General features: G+C 63.1%; 16 protein-coding genes. 11 read left to right on the top strand and 5 right to left on the bottom strand.

Going from position 1 to position 21,441, the window contains the following annotated elements; all coding sequences use genetic code 11:
- Window positions 1-17 precede the first annotated feature (17 nt).
- The 4 genes from tssC to DOM45_RS03990 all read right to left on the bottom strand — a co-directional run bounded on the left by tssC (window position 18) and on the right by DOM45_RS03990 (window position 3,662).
- Window positions 18-1,517: a type VI secretion system contractile sheath large subunit gene (tssC, locus tag DOM45_RS04005; RefSeq protein ID WP_110598245.1), complete on the bottom strand. Its 1,500-nt coding sequence runs from the start codon at window positions 1,515-1,517 to the stop codon at window positions 18-20.
- A 12-nt stretch (window positions 1,518-1,529) separates the two neighbouring features.
- On the bottom strand, window positions 1,530-2,063 hold the full coding sequence (tssB, locus tag DOM45_RS04000) for a type VI secretion system contractile sheath small subunit (protein ID WP_110598244.1): 534 nt from the start codon (window positions 2,061-2,063) through the stop codon (window positions 1,530-1,532).
- Window positions 2,064-2,134: 71 nt separating this feature from the next.
- Window positions 2,135-2,890, bottom strand: coding sequence for a hypothetical protein (locus DOM45_RS03995; protein WP_110598243.1), 756 nt, complete (start codon window positions 2,888-2,890; stop codon window positions 2,135-2,137).
- A 289-nt stretch (window positions 2,891-3,179) separates the two neighbouring features.
- On the bottom strand, window positions 3,180-3,662 hold the full coding sequence (locus DOM45_RS03990) for a copper resistance protein NlpE N-terminal domain-containing protein (RefSeq protein WP_110598242.1): 483 nt from the start codon (window positions 3,660-3,662) through the stop codon (window positions 3,180-3,182).
- A gap of 185 nt (window positions 3,663-3,847) precedes the next feature.
- On the opposite strand from DOM45_RS03990, the gene tssJ reads away from it, so the two are divergent.
- From tssJ to DOM45_RS03945, 9 genes are all read left to right on the top strand, one after another.
- Window positions 3,848-4,393 carry a type VI secretion system lipoprotein TssJ gene (tssJ, locus tag DOM45_RS03985; protein WP_110598241.1) on the top strand — a complete coding sequence of 182 codons (546 nt, stop codon included), beginning with the start codon at window positions 3,848-3,850 and terminating at the stop codon, window positions 4,391-4,393.
- 93 nt (window positions 4,394-4,486) lie between these two features.
- Entirely contained in the window at window positions 4,487-5,833 is a 1,347-nt protein-coding gene (tssK, locus tag DOM45_RS03980; protein ID WP_110598240.1) for a type VI secretion system baseplate subunit TssK, read from the top strand.
- Entirely contained in the window at window positions 5,830-6,543 is a 714-nt protein-coding gene (gene icmH, locus DOM45_RS03975) for a type IVB secretion system protein IcmH/DotU (RefSeq protein WP_110598239.1), read from the top strand. The genes tssK and icmH overlap by 4 nt, the downstream gene beginning before the upstream one ends.
- A gap of 15 nt (window positions 6,544-6,558) precedes the next feature.
- The gene (locus DOM45_RS03970; RefSeq protein WP_110598238.1) at window positions 6,559-10,539 is read left to right on the top strand and encodes a type VI secretion protein IcmF/TssM N-terminal domain-containing protein; all 3,981 of its coding nucleotides are present in this window, start codon (window positions 6,559-6,561) and stop codon (window positions 10,537-10,539) included.
- A 47-nt stretch (window positions 10,540-10,586) separates the two neighbouring features.
- Window positions 10,587-11,510: a type VI secretion system-associated protein TagF gene (tagF, locus tag DOM45_RS03965; protein WP_110598237.1), complete on the top strand. Its 924-nt coding sequence runs from the start codon at window positions 10,587-10,589 to the stop codon at window positions 11,508-11,510.
- A 26-nt stretch (window positions 11,511-11,536) separates the two neighbouring features.
- Entirely contained in the window at window positions 11,537-14,029 is a 2,493-nt protein-coding gene (gene tssM / locus DOM45_RS03960) for a type VI secretion system membrane subunit TssM (protein ID WP_110598236.1), read from the top strand.
- Window positions 14,030-14,465: 436 nt separating this feature from the next.
- Window positions 14,466-14,996: an Hcp family type VI secretion system effector gene (locus tag DOM45_RS03955; RefSeq protein ID WP_110598235.1), complete on the top strand. Its 531-nt coding sequence runs from the start codon at window positions 14,466-14,468 to the stop codon at window positions 14,994-14,996.
- Between the two features lie 246 nt (window positions 14,997-15,242).
- The gene (gene tssA / locus DOM45_RS03950; RefSeq protein ID WP_110598234.1) at window positions 15,243-16,355 is read left to right on the top strand and encodes a type VI secretion system protein TssA; all 1,113 of its coding nucleotides are present in this window, start codon (window positions 15,243-15,245) and stop codon (window positions 16,353-16,355) included.
- Window positions 16,356-16,357: 2 nt separating this feature from the next.
- Window positions 16,358-17,551 carry a hypothetical protein gene (locus tag DOM45_RS03945; RefSeq protein ID WP_110598233.1) on the top strand — a complete coding sequence of 398 codons (1,194 nt, stop codon included), beginning with the start codon at window positions 16,358-16,360 and terminating at the stop codon, window positions 17,549-17,551.
- Here DOM45_RS03945 and DOM45_RS03940 read toward each other — a convergent pair.
- Window positions 17,542-17,811 carry a PAAR domain-containing protein gene (locus DOM45_RS03940; RefSeq protein ID WP_110598232.1) on the bottom strand — a complete coding sequence of 90 codons (270 nt, stop codon included), beginning with the start codon at window positions 17,809-17,811 and terminating at the stop codon, window positions 17,542-17,544. The genes DOM45_RS03945 and DOM45_RS03940 overlap by 10 nt on opposite strands.
- A 127-nt stretch (window positions 17,812-17,938) precedes the next feature.
- Here DOM45_RS03940 and DOM45_RS03935 point away from each other — a divergent pair, with 127 nt between their 5' ends.
- Window positions 17,939-20,554 (top strand): type VI secretion system Vgr family protein, encoded by a 2,616-nt coding sequence (locus DOM45_RS03935; protein ID WP_110598231.1) that lies wholly within the window; start codon window positions 17,939-17,941, stop codon window positions 20,552-20,554.
- A gap of 11 nt (window positions 20,555-20,565) precedes the next feature.
- Complete coding sequence (locus tag DOM45_RS03930) at window positions 20,566-21,441, top strand: DUF4123 domain-containing protein (protein WP_157958203.1); 876 nt, start codon at window positions 20,566-20,568, stop codon at window positions 21,439-21,441.

The raw sequence follows: 21,441 nt of genomic DNA, 5'->3' as shown, positions 1-21,441 counted from the left end.
GCCTTTGGTCGTGCGGATCAGGAGCCGCGAGTGGACTGCGGCAGTTCCGACACCAGCCGCAGCGACGCGGTCAGCTCATCGAGCTGGTAGTGCGGCCGCAGGAAGGTGACCGCCTTGTAGGCGCCGGGCTTGCCGGGGACCTCGGCGACTTCCACGCGCGCTTCGCGCAGCGGGTACTTGGCCTTAGCTTCCTGGCCGGCGTTGTCGTCCAGCAGCACGTACTGCGACAGCCATTCGTTGAGGTAATCCTCCACGTTCTGGCGCGAAGCGAAGCTGCCGACCTTGTCGCGCATGATCGCCTTCATGAAGTGAGCGATGCGCGAGGTGGCGAAGATGTACTGCAACTGCGAGGAGAGGCGCGCATTGGCGTTGGCCACGTCGGTGTTGTACTGCTTGGGCAACTGAGCGGACTGGGTGCCGAAGAAGGCGGCGTAGTCGGTGCCCTTGCAGTGCACCAGCGGGATGAAGCCCAGGTCGGAGAGCTCCTTCTCGCGGCGGTCGGTGATCGAGATCTCGGTGGGGCACTTCAATGCCACCTCGCCGTCGTCGGTCTGGAAGGTGTGGGTCGGCAGGTCCTCGACCAGGCCGCCGCCCTCGACGCCACGGATCGCGACGCACCAGCCGTACTTGGAGAACGCATCGGTGACCCGCGCGCCCATGGTGTAGGCGGCGTTCATCCACAGGTACTTGTTGTGGTCGCGGCCGTCGACACTCTCGGTGAAGTTGAACTCCTCCACCGGCGTGGTTTCCTCGCCGTAGGGCAGGCGGCCGAGCACGTGGGGCAGCGTCAGGCCGACGTAGCGGGCATCTTCCGAATTGCGGAAGGACTTCCACTTGGCGTATTCGACGGTATCGAAGATCTTGGAGAGATCCCGCGGCCCGGTCATGTCGGTGAACGAATCCCAGCCGAACAGCTCCGGCGAGGCCGAAGAGATGAAAGGCGCATGCGCCGCCGCCGCCACATGGGAAACCTGCTCCAGCAGGTACATGTCCTGCGGATGGCGGCCGAACTCGTAGTCGCCGATCATCATGCCGAACGGGGCGCCGCCGAAGGTGCCGTACTCTTCCTCGTAGACCTTCTTGAACAGCGCGCTCTGGTCGAACTCGGAGGCCGACTTGAGATCCTTGACCAGGTCCTTCTTGGACGCGTTCAACATGTGGATCTTCATGTTGGTGCTGGTCTCGGACTGGTCGGTCAGATACTTGAGGCCACGCCAGGACGCTTCGAGCTGCTGGAATTCGCTGGCGTGCATGACCTCGTTCAACTGATCCGACAGCAGCGAGTCGATCTCGGCGATACGCGAGTCGAGCACCGCGATCAGGTCCTTGCTCGGGGTGACCTCGCCCTCCAGCACCTGATTGACCAGTTCGTCGATCAGGTCACGGGTACGGGTGCGCTCGGTCTCCGAGCGAGCCACGCGGCTCTCGGAGATGATGCTATCCAGCAGTGAAGTCTCCGGCGCGAAGACTTCCTGGGTTTCGGTCTGTGACGTGTTGTCGGTCTGATTGTCGGCCATGGAAGACTCCCGTTATTCCTTGTCGCTCTGCGGTTTCGCAGCGGCTTCACGACCCAGCTCTTCACCCAGGGCCTGGAGCTTGTCGGTGTTCTGCAGCACGTCCATCAACAGCTCTTCGAGCTTGTCGTTGCCACCCATCTTGTTGCGCAGATCGGCCAGCTTGTTGCGGACCTCCAGCAGCTTGCGCAGCGGCTCGACCTGACGCACGACTTCCTGCGGCTCGAAATCCTCCATGCGCTTGAAGTTGAGCTCGACCGGCAACTGCGAGCCGTCATTGGCGAGAGTGTTGTCGACGCGGTAGCTCAAGCGCGGCTTGACGCCCTTCATGACGCTGTCGAAGTTGTCGCGGTCGACATTGACGAACTTGCGGTCCTTCAGCCGCGGCAGTGGCTCGAGCGGGTTGCCCGAATAGTCACCCATGACGCCGACCACGAACGGCAGTTCTTTCTTCTCGATGCTGTCGCCGATCTCGACGTCGTAGGTCAGGTGAACTCGCGGTGCCCTGACGCGCGACAGCTTGTGTTGAGTACTTTCGTTCTTGGCCATGAAAGGATCCTCCCTTGAGATGGCGGCTTCGTTGGGGTTCGAACGGGTCGTGTCCGGGTTGCGCCTCGCGGTCAGGCGGACGGCGCCTCCCTGACGGCGGATATCAGTTGCTCCCGCAGGTCGTCCTGCATGGCATCGATCGCATCTTCGGAGATCAGCTCTTCGAAGCTGCGGCTTCCGGAGATTTCGGTGCTGTGGCGGATCACGTCGTCTGCCGGCAGGGTCGAGGCGACCGGCGAGCTGATCACGCAGAAAGGTAGCTCGCCGAAATCGTCCAGTTGCTGGAAGCCGACCGGGAAGCGCAGCCCCTTGAACAGGCGACCCAGGCCGGCGGCGCGGCTGAAGCAGTGAAACAGCATCAGGTAGTGCACCACGAAACGGTGCAGCTCCGAGCCGCTGCGATTGGGGTCGCGGACGACCTGACGAAAGCGGCTCAAGTCGAATGACGAGTAACCCACCACCCAGCGTGCAGGACTGGTCACGCGCACCGTGCTGCCGCCCGGCAGGTCATGGTCGTACTCGAGTGGGAAAAGCTCAGGCGTGGAGTTGATGATGTTGAGCGGTACCTCGAGCTCGTTCATCAGGTTGAACGGACGCTGCGCCGCATGCTTGTCGAACAGGGTGCGGAACTCCTTGAAGTGATGCTGAGTCTCCCGGCCGCTACCGCGAGGCGCCCCCTGCAGGTACTCGCCGAACAGCGGTTGGGGTCGCACCAGTGGCGCCAAGGTCGTGAGATAGTCCGCTGCCTGCGCCTTGAGCGAATCCGACACCACTCGCGTCTGCTTGCGCGAGCGGATGAAACTATCAACATCGAAGGACTGCGTCATGATCGATTCCCGGTGCGACGTCATATCGTCGAGATGGACTTGGCGTCGATTGGGTTATCGAGGCCAGTCGTGTCATTCCATTGAACATCGGCTCGCGACCCATTGTGCCGAGGACGCCGAAAGACTCAATAGATTGACGATCAAGATTCTACCCGGTAACAGAAATCGCAAAGTATTGTATCGGAGAATCGAGACGGTGCTCCGAGGTTATCTGCTATTAATGTTGTAGGCGATCTCTTACATCTCGTGTAATTAAAGGTTATCTCATCACTCTAGCACGAGTGGTGATTCAATTGTCCTTATCCATCTCCGCCGCGGGGGATAGATCCGGGGTCAACAGTTCGAGGGCCACGCTCTTGCCTTCATCGTCGATTGCCGGCATGCCCTGATCCGTCAGCGGCTGCAGATTGCCGTTGTCCATTCTGACGTAGGCACGCGCATCGCCCACCTCTGGCCTGAGCACATAAAGCTGCCGTTCGAAGTCGTTAATATCTTGATTTTTGGACCATTTCCCCCAGGTCGAGTTGACTCTCTCTCCTCCGGGCGCGTCGATCTTGACCTCGTGCAGGTAGAAACCCTGGGGGGCTCCGGTAATGGCATCACGCTGCAATATCAGGTCGGTCTTGATCCCGCGGCAATCATTGCAGGGCAGGGTGCCTTCGAAGCGTTCGGTAGCCTTGACATAATTGACCTTGGATTGAGGGCCGGCTGCGCAAGCACTCAACAATAGGCAAGCCGCGACCGAAGCCCATTTGACGGACTGTGCTTTCATGTGTCGATCTCAAACTTTTTGTAAATAAATGTTTCTGAGTAAGCTAATGTTAAATTCGACGCTTATTATAGCCATTAAATCTGGTAGGGTGTGTGGCGCACGAGACAAATTGATGCCAAATCTTCTTTGGCATTCAGGCTTCGTGAGCTTTCTCGGGACTAAATAATAGAGTGAATGAGACGGCAATGATGGCGTCCGTACGCGTTTTGGTAGTGGGTTTATGCGTGGCTCTGCTGGCGGGTTGCGGCGTGGCCGATCGTGTCGGCAACCGCTTCGGTGATACCTGGGCGGGAGATCTATTCGGCAACCAGGAGCGGGTGCGAGTCACCATCGATAGCGACGAATCGGTCAACCCGGATGTCAATGGCGAGCCCTTGTCCGTCGTCGTCAGAATCTACCAGCTGAGCGAGCAGGCTCCCTTCGCCACAGCCTCGCCACGTCAGCTGTGGAGCGAGGGCGAGAGCGTGCTGGGAAACACTCTGTTGTCCCAGCGTGAAGTGACTCTGCTGCCGGGTGAGCAGAAGGTGGACGTCGCCGCCCTGGCGCCCAATACCCAGTTCGTCGGTATTGCCGCCTTTTTCCGAAATGTCGTCGGTGACAACTGGCACGTGGTCTTCGACGCCGAAGAGCTCAGGAACGACGGCCTGTTGAGCGCCTCGGAAGGTGTCCGGCTGCGCCTCCTCGATGATCGCGTCGAAGTCGAGCGTGGTCACGATCTGCTCGGCCGGTAATCCTTCCGGCGTCGGGCCGGCAGCCAGTGGAGCTTGTGATTCGGAGGACGGCCGCGCAGCGGGCGTCAGTATTCAGAGGCACGGGACAGGGACGTGAGCAAACACAACCGCATCATGTGGTCGGAAGGGATGTTCCTTCTGCCCCAGCATTTTCAGTACCAGGACGAATTCCATCAGCGCCAGCAGGCCGAGTCGCGCCAGGTCCAGCACCCATTCCAGTGGGGGGTGCAGGAGATCGCCTTCGACGAGGGTGCGCTCGAGCAGGGCACACTGCGGTTGAGCCGCCTCAAGCTGGTCTTTCCCGACGGTACCTTGCTTGATGCGCCTCAGCACGATCCGCTTCCGCCAGGGCGAAGTCTCGACGAGCTGGCGCGCAATGGAGAGGTCAGGATATTCGCTGCATTGCGCACGCTCGAACCGTGGTCGCCAAGTTATCTCGACCAGGACGCCCCGCGCCACGGCGGGCGCCGTTATGTCCAGCGCTTCGAGACGCGGCCCGATCTTAACGAGGGCTCGCTGGAGAACGAGCTGGGCACGCTCGAGCTCAACGCCACCCTGTTGATGGAAGGGGACAGCCTGGATGGTTTCACCCACTGTCCGATCGCGCTGCTCAAGCGCAACGCCGCCGGTGGCTTCAATCTCGAAAGCGAACGCTTCATGCCGCCGGCACTGCATATCGATTCCGTCGCGCTGCCTTTCGATATCGCCAATCGCCTGATCGGCATGCTGCAGGCGCGAAGCGAGGCGCTCTCCGGCCGTCGCCGCGAGCGTGCCGACCAGGTGGCGGAGTTCGGCTCCAGTGATGTCACCCTGTTCTGGCTGCTTTACACCATCAATCGTGCCTACCCGCAGCTGGCCCACCTGCTGGCGCATCCGCGGTTGCATCCCGAAACGCTCTATCGCTTTCTGGCCGAATTCGCCGCCAGCCTGATGACGTTCTCCATGTCCCACAAGCTGGGGGACATCCCGGACTACGATCATCGTGATCCGGCGCCGGCCTTGCTGGGGCTGGAAAGCGTGGTGCGGGAGTTGCTCGAGATCGTGGTGCCCAACCAGTACATTCCGATCCCTCTCGAGCAGACGCGACCTTCCTACTATGTCGGGCGGCTCAATGACGCTCGGCTCAAGAACGCCGACTTCTATATCAGCGTCCACGCCGACATGCCCGGCGCGCAGATCCTCGAACTGGTGCCTCGCGCCTTCAAGGTCGGATCGCCGGAGGATATCGAGGTGGTGGTCAACACCGCGATGCCGGGCGGTACCTTGACGCACGCCTCCCGCATGCCCAGCGCGATCCCGGTGCGGCTGGACAACCACTATTTCGCGCTCGAACCCCATGGCGCCGTTTACGAACGGATGATGGACGCCCAGGCGATCGCCTTTTACGTCCCCAGCGGATTCAAGAATCTCAGCATTGAACTGATGGCGGTAATGAAATGACCGAAGCCCTTGCTCATCCCTCCGAGATCGCCGAGCCCCAAACGCTCAAGACACTGTCGCGCGACTTCATCTCCATGGTCCTGATGGTGCGCCGCGGTCAGCAGGCCGAAAGCGTCGAGCGCTTTCTCGAACGTGTCGATCAGTGGTTGCGCGAATTCGAGGAGAAGGCCCGGGCCGAGAATTACAGCGCCGATGCGGTGAAGGACGCCCAGTACGCACTCTGCGCCTTCCTCGACGAGAGCGTGCTCAAGGGCGGGGTGGGCAACATTCGCGAGCATGTCGAGCTGCACCCGTTCCAGTACCGCTACTTCGGTGTGCATCTCGCTGGCGAAGGCTTCTATGACCGTCTCGACAGTCTGCGCAGCGACGTGCGCGCCAACCTGGACGTGCTCGAGGTCTACCACCTCTGTCTCGCGCTCGGTTTCGAAGGCAAGTACAGCCTGGAGAACCGGGACCAGCTGCGTTACATCGCCAACACGCTGGGGCAGGACATCGCCCGTTATCGACAGCAGAGCGACGAGCGCAACGAAAGCTGGAAGCTGCCGGATCAGGTTGGCCAGCTGTTGCGCTACGAGATCCCGTTGTGGGTCTATCTGCTGGGGATCGTGCTGGTCTGCCTGATCGTCTACGGCGGACTGCGCTGGTGGCTGGGCAGCGAGACCGATTCGCTGATCGAGCAGATTCGGCAGCTTTTCAATTCCACCCGCTGACGAGCGAGTCTGACGATGCGTTTTCTTCGATTCCTGCGCTCGCTGAAAGGCTTCTGGCCGCTCTCCATCGTGCTGCTGCTGATGGGGCTGGCACTTTGCGTACTGATCCTGCCGCTGCTGACGCAAGAGCGCGAGCTCATCTTCATTGCCATGGCGCTGGTGACCGCAGTGTGGCTGCTGGTCGTGGTCATGCGTCAATATCATCGCATCCGCGCCGAGCGCAGTATCGAGAACCTGGTCGAGCTCGAGGTGCATCGCGAAGCGGCCGAAAGCGAATCCGGCGACTACCAGATCCTCAGCGACCGCCTCAAGCACGCCATGGCGATGCAGCGCGCCGCGCGTTCGGTGGATGGCGGCAAGGCGTCGCTCTACGAACTGCCGTGGTATCTGGTGATCGGCATGGCAGCCTCGGGCAAGACCTCTCTGCTGACCCGTTCGTCGCTGGCGGCGACCATGGCCGGTGGCAGCAATCTCTCCGCGGTCAGCGGGACACAGCACTGCGACTGGTACTTCAGTCGCGAGGCGGTGATGGTCGATACCGCCGGGCGCTACCTGGTCGAGGATCGGCCGGCCAGCGAGTTCGCCGACTTCCTCAAGACCCTGCGCAAGCAGCGTCGCAAGCCGGCGATCAACGGGCTGGTGCTGGTCGTCAGCCTGCCCGAGCTGCTCGAGCAGTCGCGGCAGGAGGCTCATGCCCTTGCCGAGCAGCTGGTGAGTCGGGTGGTGGAGTATCGTCGTTGCCTGGGGATCAATCCCCCCGTCTACCTCTTCTTCAGCAAGACGGACCTGTTGCCCGGCTTCACCCGCACCTTCGAGGCGCTGGACGCCACCGAACGCCAGCGTCCTTGGGGCCTGACCTTCTCTCTGGAGGAGCTGCGTCGCGAGGGTGTGATCAGCGCTTTCCAGCGGCGCTTCCCGAAGTTGGTGGCGACACTACGTCAACGCGTCGACCGGCGAGTGATCGAAGAGGGCACCGAGGCAGACAGCGAACTGCTGCGCTTCCCCGACTACTTCGCCGAGCTGCTGGGCGTCCTGAGCGACTTCCTCGAGCAGTTCGACATTCCGCAGCAGGGCGAGCAGGCGCCGGTATTGCGAGGCCTCTATTTCACCAGCGCCTTGCAGACCGGGCCCGCGCTGCCCGCGTTGCTGGACGACCAGACCCGCGCCGAGTTCGCGCTGGCGCCGGGCGAGACCGACACAACTGCATCGCGTGGCGGAGAGAAGAGCTACTTCATCACCGATACCTTTCGCGAGGTGGTCTTCCCCGACCGCAACCTGAGTCTCTACTACTCGCAACGGGGCGAGCGGCGCACCCTGCCGACATTCATGATCGGCGCCCTGGGCGCGCTGGGCGTTGCCGCCATCGCCGCTCAGGGCTGGTCGGCCTACAACAACAAGCTGTGGGTCGATCATATCCAGCACCGTCTGGACGAGATCATGGCCGGCAACAGCACCGGCCGCCTGAAGCCCCATGAACGCCGCGAGCTGCTTGGCGACCTGGAGCAGCAGTTGGCCGCCATCGAGCGGCATCGAGAGAACGGTGTGCCCCTCAAGCTGGACCTGGGGCTCTATCAGGGTGAAGCCCTGCGAGAACCGTTGAAACAGGCCTGGTCGGATCTGCTGCGCGAGGATGTCCTCCAGCCGCTGGCGTGGAGACTGACCCGGCAGCTGCGCTCTCTGGACAGTTTCGATACGCCGGGTGGTGACATCGATACCACTGGCGCCGAGGTCGAGCCGCAGGCCGATACCGGGCAGGATGCCGGCGCGATGGAAGAGCGTGGCCAGGCGATCGGTCGCGACGCCATGGATCGGATGCGGGAACGCTCCACCTCGCGGCCCACGCTGGGCAGCGTGCCGACCAGCGCCTCGGAACTGGGTAGTCGGGCCCGCGGCGAACTGCGCTCGCGAACCACGGACAGCGCCAGGGATGCCTGGTACTCCGCGCGCAGCAATGCGGAGACCGAACTCGAAGAAGGGTTGCGTGAACGCACCAGCACGCTGGGGAGCGCCGTGGGTGACGGCGATGGCGACGAGTCGACGCTGGCGCTGTCCGGCGAACGAGGGCCCTCGCTGTCCGAGGAGATGCTGACCCGGTTGAGCCAGGAGGACGTCGAGCAGCTGATCGAGAGCTACTCCTCGCTCAAGCTCTACCTGATTCTGACCGATCCGGCGGCACACCAGGACCAGGGCGACTTCGTGGCGTCGGCCCTGCCGCGGCTGTGGCAGGAGACGGCGCGTCGCCGCGGGCTGTCACGCTCCCGCGAGAGCATCATGGACAATGCCGCGCTCTACGTGCACTACCTGCAGCAAGGGACGGCACCGGCGCTCGAGCGCGATGAGAGCCTGGTCGCCGACAGTCGTGAGCGTCTCAATGCCTTCCTGATCGACAGCAGCCTGGTGGACCGCGAGTACCTGCGCTATCAGCTCGACGTCGAGGAGCGCTACGATCCGCTGACGCTGTCCAGGATGGCGCCGGAGATGTCCGGTCGGCTGTTCTACTCCAGTCGCGCGGTACCCGCTTTCTATACCCGTCAGGTCTGGGACGAGTACCTTCGCCCGGCGATCATTCAGACCGTCTCCGGCGACCTGCAGCGCGAGTCCGACTGGGTTCTCGATGACGAGGACGTCGACGATGCCGTCCAGTCCAAGGCGCGTTTCGTCAGCCAGTTGATGGCGCGCTACAAGCGCGATTACGCCATCGCCTGGGAACGCTTTCTCGGCAACACCCATGTCTCTCGCTTCGATACGCTCGATCAGGCCAGTGACCGGCTGGCCGCATTGAGCGACCTGCAGGGGTCGCCGCTGCGACAGGTGCTGGAGGCGGTCAAGGCCAACACCGGCTGGGATGACCCCAAGGCGACCGACGAAGAAGGGCAGGCCGCCGGCAAGGCCCAAGACCAGAGTTTCTGGGGACGCGTGATGAGCGTCTTCGATGGCAGTGGCGGCAATGGACCGGCGGTGGATCTGGCGACGTTGCCACGAATCAACGATGGCGCGCTGGCGCGCCACTTCCAGCCGGTGACGCGAATGCTCTCGGCGGACGAGGCGACGGGAAGCGACAACTCCGTTCTCAACCAGTACCTGCTCGACCTGCGTCAGCTCAAGGTCCGGGTCGACAACGTCCGCAGCGCCCAAGACGTGGGCCGTAGCAGCAAGTCACTGATCATGGCCACGCTCTCGGGGCAGCCTACCGAGATCAACGGGCTGCGCAACTTCGTGGCCTCCCGGGTCGATACCTCGCGGTCGCCGCTGGTGCAGGCGCTGGAGCCACTGTTCCGGGTGCCGGTCGAAGACACCTGGGCCGCGCTCAACGAACCTGCCAGGAATCAGCTCAACGCCGCCTGGGACGACAAGATCGTCACGCCCTGGGATCAAATGGTGGCCGGCCGGTATCCGGTCAGCGACTCGGTCAATGAAGCTTCTGTGCGGGACCTGGAGTATTTCATCGACCCGGACCAGGGCGCACTTTCCCAGTTCCGCCAGAACGAGATCGGCGATCTCGCCGGCTCGGGCAGTGGGCAGCGCTCGCCGATGGTCGATCCGCGCATGCTCTCCAGTATCGACGACGCGACGGCGCTGGGCCGGGTCATCGACAGCCTCTCGGATCTGCGCAACGGCTTCGAGCTACAGATGAACCCGACGGCGGGGCTGACCGATATCATCCTGACGCTCGATGGTCAGCGGCTGCACTACCGCAACAATACCCAGTCCTGGGAGCGGCTGACCTGGCCGGGCGATGGCGAATCCTTCGGTGCGCGCATGGATATCATCAATCGAAACGGTCAGCGTCACACCGTCTTCGATTACCCCAACCGGTGGGGATTCCTGCGCATGATCGAGAGCGCCCATATCACCCCGATCGACAGCGCCCGTCAGCGCTTCAGCTGGCGAACCTACATGGGAACCGTGAGCTTCGACGTCCGTAACTTCGGTGGCGTGCAGATATCGGATCTAAAGCGGATCAAGTCTCTGAACATTCCATCAATGGGCCGTTGACGACAGGGTGGTGAAGGAGTGGCACAGGCGATGAGAAAGGGGTCTGCATGATCGGCTGCTTTGGCAAGATTCCCTCGAAAGCCGATTTCGTGGGGGTGAACGCCGCCGGCACGGTGATCCAGGAGCTCGATCAGTGGCTGCAGAGCGCGCTGGTTCGATTTCTGGATCACGAGGACTGGATGCATCGCTTCGATGCGCTGCCGGTCTGCTTCTTTCACTATCACGCGCGCAACAGCAGCGATGTGATGGGCGCGATGATCAGCTCCGCCGATGCTTCCGGGCGCCGTTATCCGTTTTTCATCTTTCAGCTGTTGAAAGGGGAAGGGCGGCCATCGGTGCTGCCGTTCCTGCATACGCTGGGCGAGATCTTCGCCGGCCAGGCGCGACAGATCCTGACCGACTCGGTGCACGGTCAGACGCCGATCGACCCGGCCGTCGCGATCAAGGAGATGCGGCTCTGGAACGACCAGGACCTGGCGCTCTATCAGCGTATCCACGAGCGATTCCTGCAGGATTACAGCTTCGACGACATCGCTCAGGCGCTGGAGTGGGGGTGGCCGGAATTCATCGCCGGTGCTTGCCTGCATCGTCTGCACTACGCGCTGGAGAGCTGGGAAGCGGGCAGCACGCTGGCGGTGCTGTTGCCGCTGCCTGCCGAGCGCGGACTGAAACGCCCGGTGGCGGATCTGTGGCAGCAGTGGCTGGGCAGCGCCTGCCGGGGAGGGGCACCGGTCATGAGTCTGCTGATCGATGACTTCATGCGCCCGCGCCTGCTGCTGATGCCTGCCTGGCATAGCGCGGAGGCGTTTTTCGAAGTGCTCTCGAACCCCGATGATCGGCGCCTGTGCATTGACGTGCTGGCGCCGTTCGCCTACGACGAACCACACCCGGGGACCTTGCCGCTGCCGGACACCCGGCTGAACCTGGCCGATTTCATGACTCGTTTTCCACGCGGCCACCAGGCGCCGTGAGCGAGCTAGATTGAGCAGATGTGCTAATGAAACGTATGAAACTCGCCTATCTGAAATACGCCTTCTTCAAGTATCAGCCCTATATCCTCGGGCTGCTGTTCTTCGCTGCCATCTTCCTGGTCTGGCGGCTGGGCGTGGCATTCGGTTTCTCGTCCCTGGCCAGCCTGCTGGCGGGGATCGTCCTGTTCCTGCTGGTATCGGCGATCTACGTGCTGCTGCTCTACCGCGGCGTGGGCCAGAAGCGCAATCTGGAACACCTGCTGATGGAGGATGCCGATGCCGCCGTGCTGGATGCCAGTCCGCAGGATCGGGAAGAGATCAGCCTGCTGCGGGAGCGGCTGCTCAAGACCATCGAGCGTCTGAAGAAAAGCGGTCGTGGGAAGGGCAGGAACGGCAAGGACGCGCTCTATGCGCTGCCGTGGTACATGATCGTCGGCCAGCCCGCGGCCGGCAAGAGCACCATGGTCTATCAGTCCGGTCTCAACTTTCCCTTCGCCGAACGGGAAAACGCGCGTGTCGCCGGTATGGGCGGGACCCGTCACTGCGACTGGTTCTTCAGTTCCGACGCCATCCTGCTGGATACCGCGGGCCGGTACATGAACAGCGAAGAGGAGGCCGGCAAATGGAAAGGGTTCCTGTCGCTGCTGAAGCAGCATCGGCGGCGCTGCCCGCTCAACGGCCTGATCGTCGCGGTCAATATCAGCGACGTCGTCCAGGTCAGCGACGCCCAGCGCAACAATCTGGCTCGGCGCCTGCGAGAGCGGATTCAGGAGGCGCGGGAGCATCTGGAAGCGCGCTTGCCGATCTATCTGGTGTTCACCAAGTGCGATCTGATCGAAGGGTTCACGACGTTCTTCGAACGTCTCGACCCGCAGCGCCAGAGTGACGTGCTGGGGCATACGTTCCCGCACCAGCAGCCCAGCGACGTGAACTGGAGCCAGCAGTTCGACGCCGCCCTGGAGGGTCTCTGCCGCCACTGGCAGCGGATGGGAGACGATGAGATCGTCCAGCGGGACATCGTCGATACGCGGCGGGACGTCGCCGCGTTTCGGTTCCCCCTCGAACTGGCCGCCCTGCGCGAACCGCTGGCCCGATTCGTCGAAGCGCTGACCAACGCCAATCCTTACCAGAGTGCGCCCTTGCTGCGCGGCTTCTATTTCGTCAGCGCGCTGCAAGGGGGAGATGTCATCGAGGGCGAGCACGCCGGGCGTGTCGGCCGCCATTTTTCCCTGGCCCGGCCCGAAGCGCTGACCGGCGAGCAGACCCAGCATCCGTTCTTCATCGCCAACCTGTTTCGCAAGGTCATCATCGCCGACCAGCATCTTGCCGGACTCTATGCGAGCGACGTCCGAGGCCGTCGCCGCAAACTGCGCTGGACGCTGGTCGCAGGGCTGATCGGCGCCCTCTGCTGCGGGCTATGGATCACCTCCGCCATGCGCAACCACGGCGAGATCGAGGCGATGTCGGGAACCTTCGCCGACGCCGTCGAGCAGGATGACAGCCATCCGTCACAGTATGCGCGATGGTCGAGCCTGGATGCGCTCAGAGAGTGGGGTAGCCACTACTATCAGCGTCGCCAAGGCGAGGGCGTGCCCTGGTCCATGGGCTGGGGGCTCTATCAGGGAGATCGAATCGAGCCGGCCATTCGCGAGCGCTACTTCGATCAACTGCAGCCGGTGATGCTGGAGCCGGTGGAGCAGAACCTGACGCGCTCCCTGTTCACCCTGACCACCATCGATGTCTATCGTCGCAACAGCGACGAACTGCACGCCGTCGAGGGGCCGGAGACCGTCGCGCCCTACGCACGACCCCGTGACAACAGTGCGGAGTCGCTGGCCAAGTTCGGCCGCTCCACCCTGGACACCTATCTGATGATGTCCGACATCGATCGTGGCGACATCGATTCGGACACGCTGCGGGCCCGATTGCCGGCGTTCTGGTATCCCGCGATCCAGCAGCGGACCGGTACCGAGATCGACGAGGACCAGGCGGACTATCGCTACGCCGGGCGCCAGCTCGACTTCTACAGTCGACAGGTCCATGAGAGCGATGTGCCGCGAATCTCCGCCAACGCCTTCCTGGTCTCCAGCAGTCGCAATTACATCGACAGCCTGCTGGAGCAGACGTTGACCAGTTCCGAGACCATCGTGCTGGAGTCCGACACGCTCTTCGCTTTCGGGCGCGGCGACTACGCCGGGTTGCAGGCCGCGGGCCAGAAGGAGCTGGACGAGCTGGCCGAGCGGCTGCTCAACACGCAGGACCTGGGGCAGATTCTGATCACCGGCCACGCTGACCCGATCGGCAACGAGCGGGCCAACCAGCAGCTCTCGCTGCAGCGCGCCATGACGATCCGTCAGTACCTGATCGGCAAAGGGGTCCCTGCGGGGCTGATCGAAGCCAAAGGGGCGGGGAGCGAGCGTCCGCTGGTGACCTGTGACCGCAGTCAGCCGCGTGCGCAGCTCATCGACTGCCTGGCGCCCAATCGGCGGGTCGAGATCGAGGTCAGGAAGCAGGAGTGAGCGATATTGCCGTCAATCGCGGATGCTTTATTGTAACGAATTGAATCAAATGTATTTAAATGTGTTCATTGCCTTTAAAGTTTAAGAAGGCCCTATATAATCTGGGTTAATCGACATTTTGTGAGGAATTGCATCGGCCAGCGTCATTTGGAAACATCTCGATCATGTAGGAAATTGGATGTTAATGATGTCGTCGATTTCCTACAGATTAGGGCTTTTAGATGACGGAAAATCCTGTCGTAAAACGGCAGGGTCGGTCCGATTTGGAATAATTCATCATTAAAAACAGTCGGTTGATTCGATCATGGATATCTTTCGTCTTCATGGCGCAGGGCGATAGATTGGCAAAGAGATGCCGCTCGTGAGAATGGGCCTAGGCCGATCTTATGCATGAGGGTGTCTTCCTGTAGGTGAAAAACTAGGAGAACTTAGCAAAATGGCTTTTGACGCATATCTCAAAATCGATGGCATCCCCGGTGAAAGTCTGGACGACAAGCACCCGGATTGGATCGAACTGAAGAGCTTCGACTTTGGTGCTAGTCAGGCGACTTCTGCAACGGCTAGCTCTTCCGGTGGCGCTTCTGCAGAACGCGTCAATCTGAGCGAATTCCGTATTCAGAAGTTCGTCGACAAGGCCTCTGCCAAGCTGTTCGAATCCTGCTGCAAGGGGCAGCACATCAAGGAAGTAGTGCTGCACGTCAACCGCGCGGGTGGCGACAAGGTCCGCTACATGGAGATCAAGCTCGAGGAAGTGATCGTCTCTTCCACCGAGATGGAAGGTACTTCCACCTCGACTGGCTTCGAGCAGAGCGATAACGAAGATCGTCACGATCTGCCGTACGAGACCGTCAAGTTCAACTACGCGCGGATCAAGATCACCTACACCCAGCAGAAACGTTCCGACGGCCAGGGTGGCGGTAATGTCGCGGGTGGCTGGGATCGCACGCGCAACAAGGTCTACGCCTGATCTTGTCCTGCCGCCCTACGGGGCGGTTCAACGACATACCCATCGGCCGTGGCGGCGGAAGGTGGGTATGTTGCCGGTCGGCCTGATCCTGACAATGTCCCGCGCGTTGGGAGGGCTGGCCGGCTACAGCCGGAGTGCCGTTGGTTGACCCAGGCAGGGCGAGCCCTTTCTGCGTGAGCCAATGCCGTCGCTGGCTGGACGATGCCGGCGTCCGTCGCGACGCGAAATGATCATGAGGTCGAAGATATGGATCAACTCGGCGAACTCTCCATCGATGCGCTTCTCGCGCCCATCGAGGGCGGTAGCCATGGGGGTGGTGGGGAAGACCTGACCTTTTCGATACTGTTCGACGAGATCAAGGAAGCGCGTCGAGCGGACCCCACCTATCTTCCCCAGGGCGAGTGGCAGACCGAACTCAAGCAGTCCGACTGGGGGCAGGTGATCAATCTGGCCAGTACCGCGCTGGAGACCCAGAGCAAGGACCTGCAACTGGCGGCCTGGCTGTGTGAAGGGCTGGTGCATCGCGAAGGCTTCGACGGCATGCGCTTCGGACTGACTCTCACCGCGCGCCTGCTGAACGACTACTGGGAGACGCTCTATCCCGAGCTCGACGAAGAGGATCTCGACGAGCGCGCGGCCCGCCTGGCCTGGCTCGGCGATACCCTGGTCAATGTCGTGCGGTCGTTGCCACTGGTCGCCGGCGAGGGGTACAGCCTCGCGGACTACGACGAATCCCGCCAGGTCGAGAACCAGGCTCGCAATGATCCGGATGCCATGGATCGGGCGCTGGGCGAGGGCAAGATCAACGATGAGATATTCCAGCGCTCGGTGGTGCTCAGCAGCACCGAGTTTCTGCAGGAGCGCCACACCTCGATCGCCGCCTCGCTGGTGTCGCTGTCGCAACTGGATCAGATAAGTGACGAGCGCTTCGGCCGTGATGCCCCGAGTTTCTCCTCGCTCGAGAAAGTGCTGGTCCAGTGCCGCGACCTGACCGAGAAGCTGCTTCGGGACCGGGGTGCCGGTGTCGCGGTCGAGGAGGAGGCCGCAGCCATCGCCGAAGCGGAAGCCGAGGCCCCGGGGCGCGTCGAGCCCAGTTTTACCCCGCCTGCCACCGAGCCTGCCGGCCAGCTGCGCACCAAGCCCAACAGTCGTGACGAGGCTTTCGAGATGCTCAACGGCGTCGCCCGCTACTTCAAGGAGCGCGAGCCGCACAGTCCGGTGCCTTACCTGATCGAACGGGCGGTGAAGTGGGGCCGCATGCCGCTCGAAGAGTGGCTCAAGGACGTGATCAAGGACAACGGCGTCATCGACAACATCCGCGACACCCTGGGTACGCAGCCCAAGGATGATGACTATTGACCATGTCTCGAGCCTCGATTTTCGATCTGCTCCACCAGCGCCAGCAGTCTCCGGAACCGGTTGAAGAGGTCAGCTCTGCCCGGAGCGACTATCGCGTCGACAGACTGCGGCTCCTCGACGGCGTGGCGTTGACCGCATCCGGCTTCGTGGGTGCCGGCGCGGTGCCCGCCGCACAATCGCCAGCGCTGTCTCCCTCGCTCCATGGTCCGGACGGCTTTCGCCTGCTGGTGCACCGGGTCGCCGATGTCACGCCTATCCAGGAGCCTCGGCTGGGCCGGCTGGAAACCAAGGCATTGCGGCTTCATGAGCTGATACAGACGATCGTGATCGAGGCGCTGATGATGCTCGAGGCGCTACCGGAAGAAGCCGCCTTCGATGTGGTGCTGACGGCGCCACTGCGCTCCCCCGAAGCGACCGCCATCGTCGTCGAGCGTCTGCGGGCCGCCATCGTCGAGACACAATACGCCTCGGCACTGGGCGAGATACATCACGCCACGCGAGGCGGCGACCCGCATACCCTGGTGGGCGTTGGCGATGACGGCGGCATGCCCTATGTCCTGTGGATCAGTGCGGACTCTCTGCTCAACGAGACGGACGTCGCCGCGTTGCAGCATCGTCGGGTCCTGGGTCGCTCCTCGAACAGCCCGGGACTTTACGTGGGAGAAGGCGTCGCGGCGCTGCTGATCCAGCGGCTGCTGCCTGAAGATGCCGGCTTCGATACCGGTTGGCGAGTCGACACCGGTAGCGTCCGCGATCATCCCGCCCGGTCGGCTCAACGTGATCATGCCAAGCGCCAGGCGCTGCTCGCGCTGTTGAAGGACGCCTGGCCTGCGTCTGACGCGGCCTCGGACGCTGACGAGACCGAGGGGGCGGATACGCCTGTCGACGGCGTGAGCACTGCCCCGGCACGGGTCGTCATCGATGCCATGGGGCTGCCCGGCAGGGCAGTGGAGATCGGCAGTGCATTGATCGAGCGCTGGCCGGAGATCGACATGATCGACGACGGCGCGGGGGTCGATCAGTTCTGTGGCTGGCCCGGCGAGGCGGTGACGGCGATGGCGCTGGTACTGGCGATGGCACCGCTCTCGCCGCTGGACAGCGCGGTCGTGATCCGCGTGGAAGACGAGACCCGCTCAACGGTATGGAGCTTGCGATCCTGCGCGGCCGAAACCGCGCAGGACGAAGATCATTCGTGACCGCTGTCACCGTTGTGTGACGAGATCAGCGAGGCGCCGCAGGCGGTCTTGTGGCCATGCAGGGCAACCGGCTTGCCGTTGATCTTCATGGTTGGATGACCCTCGACGATGGCATTGGTGCTGCCGTGACCATCTTTCGGGCAGGTGACCTTGTCGCCGAGACAGGCAACCGGTTTGCCGTCGATCAGATAGTTGCTCTGTGCGGTAATGACTTTGCCACCGTGGCTGGTGGCGTCACCGAGTACAACGATGCCTTTCATCGATCCGGGCTTCCTGGCAAGTGTGAGAGGTCGAGTCCGGCCAAGCGGGCTCATCAACGAGCGTTAATTTAGCCATCGACACCGTGGCGGTACAAGCAGCGGGTGGTGTGATGGCGGAGAGGTCAAGATGGCAGAGACGACACTGGATAGCTTACTCGACACCTTCGATATCGACCTGTCGCAGTCCCAGCGGCTGCTGACGCTCGAACTGGCCGGAACGTCGTTCATTCCCCATCGGCTGGTGGGCGAGGAGCGGGTCAGCGCGCCCTTCACCTACACCCTCGACTGCATCTCCCAGCAGGGCGATATCGAGCTCAAGACGCTGATGGCGCAGCCGGCGCGGCTCTCGATCCTGCAGGCCGACGGCAGCTATCGCCCGCTGCACGGGCTGGTCTCCGAGGCCGCGCTGTTGGGCGAAGATGGCGGCGTCACCTACTACCAGCTCACCCTGGTGCCGTGGCTCGCCATGCTCGAGCTGGGTCGCGACAGCCGGATCTTCCAGGATCGCAGTGTCGTCGATGTCCTCACCGACGTGTTCGACGGTCATGAACTGGCCAAGGGCCGCTACCGCTTCGATCTGCGTCGTGACTATCCCGCCCGCAGCTACTGCGTGCAGTATCGCGAGAGCGATCTGAACTTCGTCAGCCGGCTCATGGAAGAGGAGGGGCTCTTCTATTACGCCGAGTTCGCGGGCGAAGACGATGAATTCGACGGCCATCGGCTGGTCATCACCGACGACGTCGACACCACCCAGGCGGTAAGCCCCCAGGCGATCCGCTTCCACCGTCAGGCAGCCACCGAGCGCGAGGATGCCCTCACCCAGTGGGGCGGCGTGCGCGCTCAGCAGCCCACCCGGGTCAGCGTGGGTACCTTCGACTACAAGCAGCCGTCGCTGACCAAGCGCACCGGGCTGGATACCTTGAGCGATCAGGGCAACCTGCCGCAAACCGAGCTCTACGACTACGCCGGCGAGTACTACTACCACGGCTACGAGCGCGGCGAGCGCCTGACCGAGAACCGCCTCGAATCGCACGAATCCCGCGCCAAGCGCTTCCGCGGCAGCGGCGGCGCGCGCCAGCTCCAGGCCGGGCGCTGGTTCGAACTCACCCAGCACCCGCTGCACGACACCGGTGGCGAAGAAGAGCGGCAGTTCCTGCTGCTCGGGGTGACCGTGCACGCCGAAAACGCGCTGCCGGTCTCGGCCCAGCTTCAGGCGCTGCCGGGCAGCCTGCAGCCGCAGCTCGACGCTGCCAAGAAAGCGCACGGTCTCGAAGCGGATACCGCAGATCCCACCGGCGAGCGCCTGTCGGATTATGCCACCGGCGGCACCGGCCACTTTCTGGTCGATCTCGAGGCCCAACGCCGCAGCCAGCCCTACCGCCATCCGCTGACCCACCATCGCCCGGTGATCGGCGGGCCCCAGACCGCCACCGTGGTCGGCCCGGCCAACGAGGAGATCCACACCGACCACCTCAACCGCGTGCGCGTCCAGTTCCACTGGGACCGCCAAGGGCAAAACGATGAAAACTCCAGCGTCTGGCTGCGGGTCTCCCAGCCCAACGCCGGCGCCGGCTGGGGCGGGGTGTTCGTGCCGCGTATCGGCCAGGAAGTGCTGGTCGACTTCCTCGAAGGCGATGCCGACCGCCCGCTGATCACCGGCCGGGTCTACAACGGCGAGCAGACCCCCGACTGGCACAGCCACGGCCTGCTTTCCGGCTTCAAGAGCAAGACCTACCGCGGCAGCAAGTACAACGAACTTGTCTTCGATGACGCCACCGACCAGGAGCGCGTTCGCCTCAACTCCGAAGCGGAGAAGAGCCAGCTCAACCTCGGCTACCTGATCCACCAGGCCGGCAACACCCGTGGCGCCTTCCGCGGCACCGGGTTCGAGCTGCGCACCGACGCCTATGGCGCCATCCGTGCCAATCAGGGGCTCTACCTCACCAGTTGGGGCCAGCTCGGCGCTAGCGGCGACCAGCTCGACCTCACCCCGGCCAAACAGCAGCTCGACAGCGCCTACCAGCTCAGCGACAGCCTCAGCCAGAGTGCGGCGGACCACAACGCCGACGCCCTCGAGGCCCGCGAGCACCTCAAGCAGGCGGGCGAAGACGCCGACGACACTTACGGCAACAGCGAACAGCTTGCGGATGCTGATCAGAGCAACGCCCGTGGCGCCACCGACAGTGGCGGCCGCGGCGAAGCGGCACGCATGAAAGCGCCCTGGCTGCATATGGCCTCGCCCGCCGGCATCACGATGAGCACGCCGGAATCGACCCACCTGGCCCAGGGCCGCTCGCTGAGCGTCTCCAGCGGCGAAGACGTCAATGTCGCCACCGGTAAGAGCCTGGTCGCCTCGATCTCCGAGAAGCTCTCGCTGTTCGTGCAGAAGGCCGGGATCAAGCTGTTTGCCGCGCGGGGCAAGGTGGATATCCAGGCGCAGTCGGACAACCTGGAAGCCACCGCCCGCCGCGACCTCAGCGTTACCTCCAGCGATCAGAAAGTCGACCTGGCCGCCGCCAAGGAGATTCTGCTGGTCAGCGGCGGCGCCTATGTGCGCATCAAGGGCGGCGATATCGAGCTGCACGCCCCCGGCAAGGTCACCGTCAAGGGCGCGACGAAGAGTTTTGGGGGGCCGGCGAGCCTGGAGGGCGATTTTCCGGAGTTGCCGGAAGGCGAAGATGTGCTCTGTGCCAGCAAGAGCCAGGCTGCGGCAAGCAGCGGTGACGGTAGCGTGGAAGGCTAGCGGTGCGCAGCGTGAGCGACCCGGCGTGGATTGCCGAGGCCAATGATGCCGCCAGGGAGGGGCGGCTTTACCGCCTGGTGGACCCTTCGGAGTCGCCAGACTGGACGCTGAGCGGCGAGGCTCGCCGGCGGGCGACGCTGATTCGCCACCCGCTCCTGGCCCAGACCCCGGCCCAGCGTCTCTATCTCGAACGGATAGATCAACATCGCGTCGCGGCGCTGGAGTCGCAACTCGATCACCAGCGCGCCGAGCGTGGTGCTGGCCTGCTCGGCCCAGTGCCGCTCTGCGGCTGGCTGATTTCTCACCATGCCAGCACCAGTGTTGCCACCTATCTCGGCCGCCAGCTCAAGCAGATGACGCCGGAAGGGAAGCCAGCCCTGCTGCGCTTCTACGATCCCCGGGTGCTGGAGCACCTGCCGCGCATTCTCGAGCGCTGGCAGCTCTCGGTGCTGCTGGGGCCCATCGATCGCTGGGTCTATCTCGATACCGAGCTGCAGCTGCGCGCTCTCGATCCACATGGAGAGAGGCGCCGGCTCGGTGGCCTGAAGCCTAGCGCCGAGCAGTGGCGGGCCATACAGCGCATCGGCCCGATCAATCGTTGCCGGGAGCTCTATCGCACGCTCCCTGGCTCGGCGGGACTCTCGGTAGCGCCCGCGAACAGCGTCGACGGCTTGCTGGTCGCCGCGTACGACCTCGGGCTGCGAGACCGAGCAGACGTGGCCACCTTCGTCCTTCACGGGCTGACCACGCGAACCGATTTTCATCGCCACCCGATCATGCAGGCGCTGCTGGGCCGTCTGGGCGGACGGTTGAATTACATTGGATTGTCGAATCAGCTTTCCAACGCTGACTGGGAAGCGATATCGGACATGGGGGAGATGACATAG

It is taken from the genome of Salinicola lusitanus (assembly GCF_003206045.1).
GTDB lineage: Bacteria > Pseudomonadota > Gammaproteobacteria > Pseudomonadales > Halomonadaceae > Salinicola > Salinicola lusitanus.
This window is presented reverse-complemented; position numbering and strand designations above follow the sequence as displayed.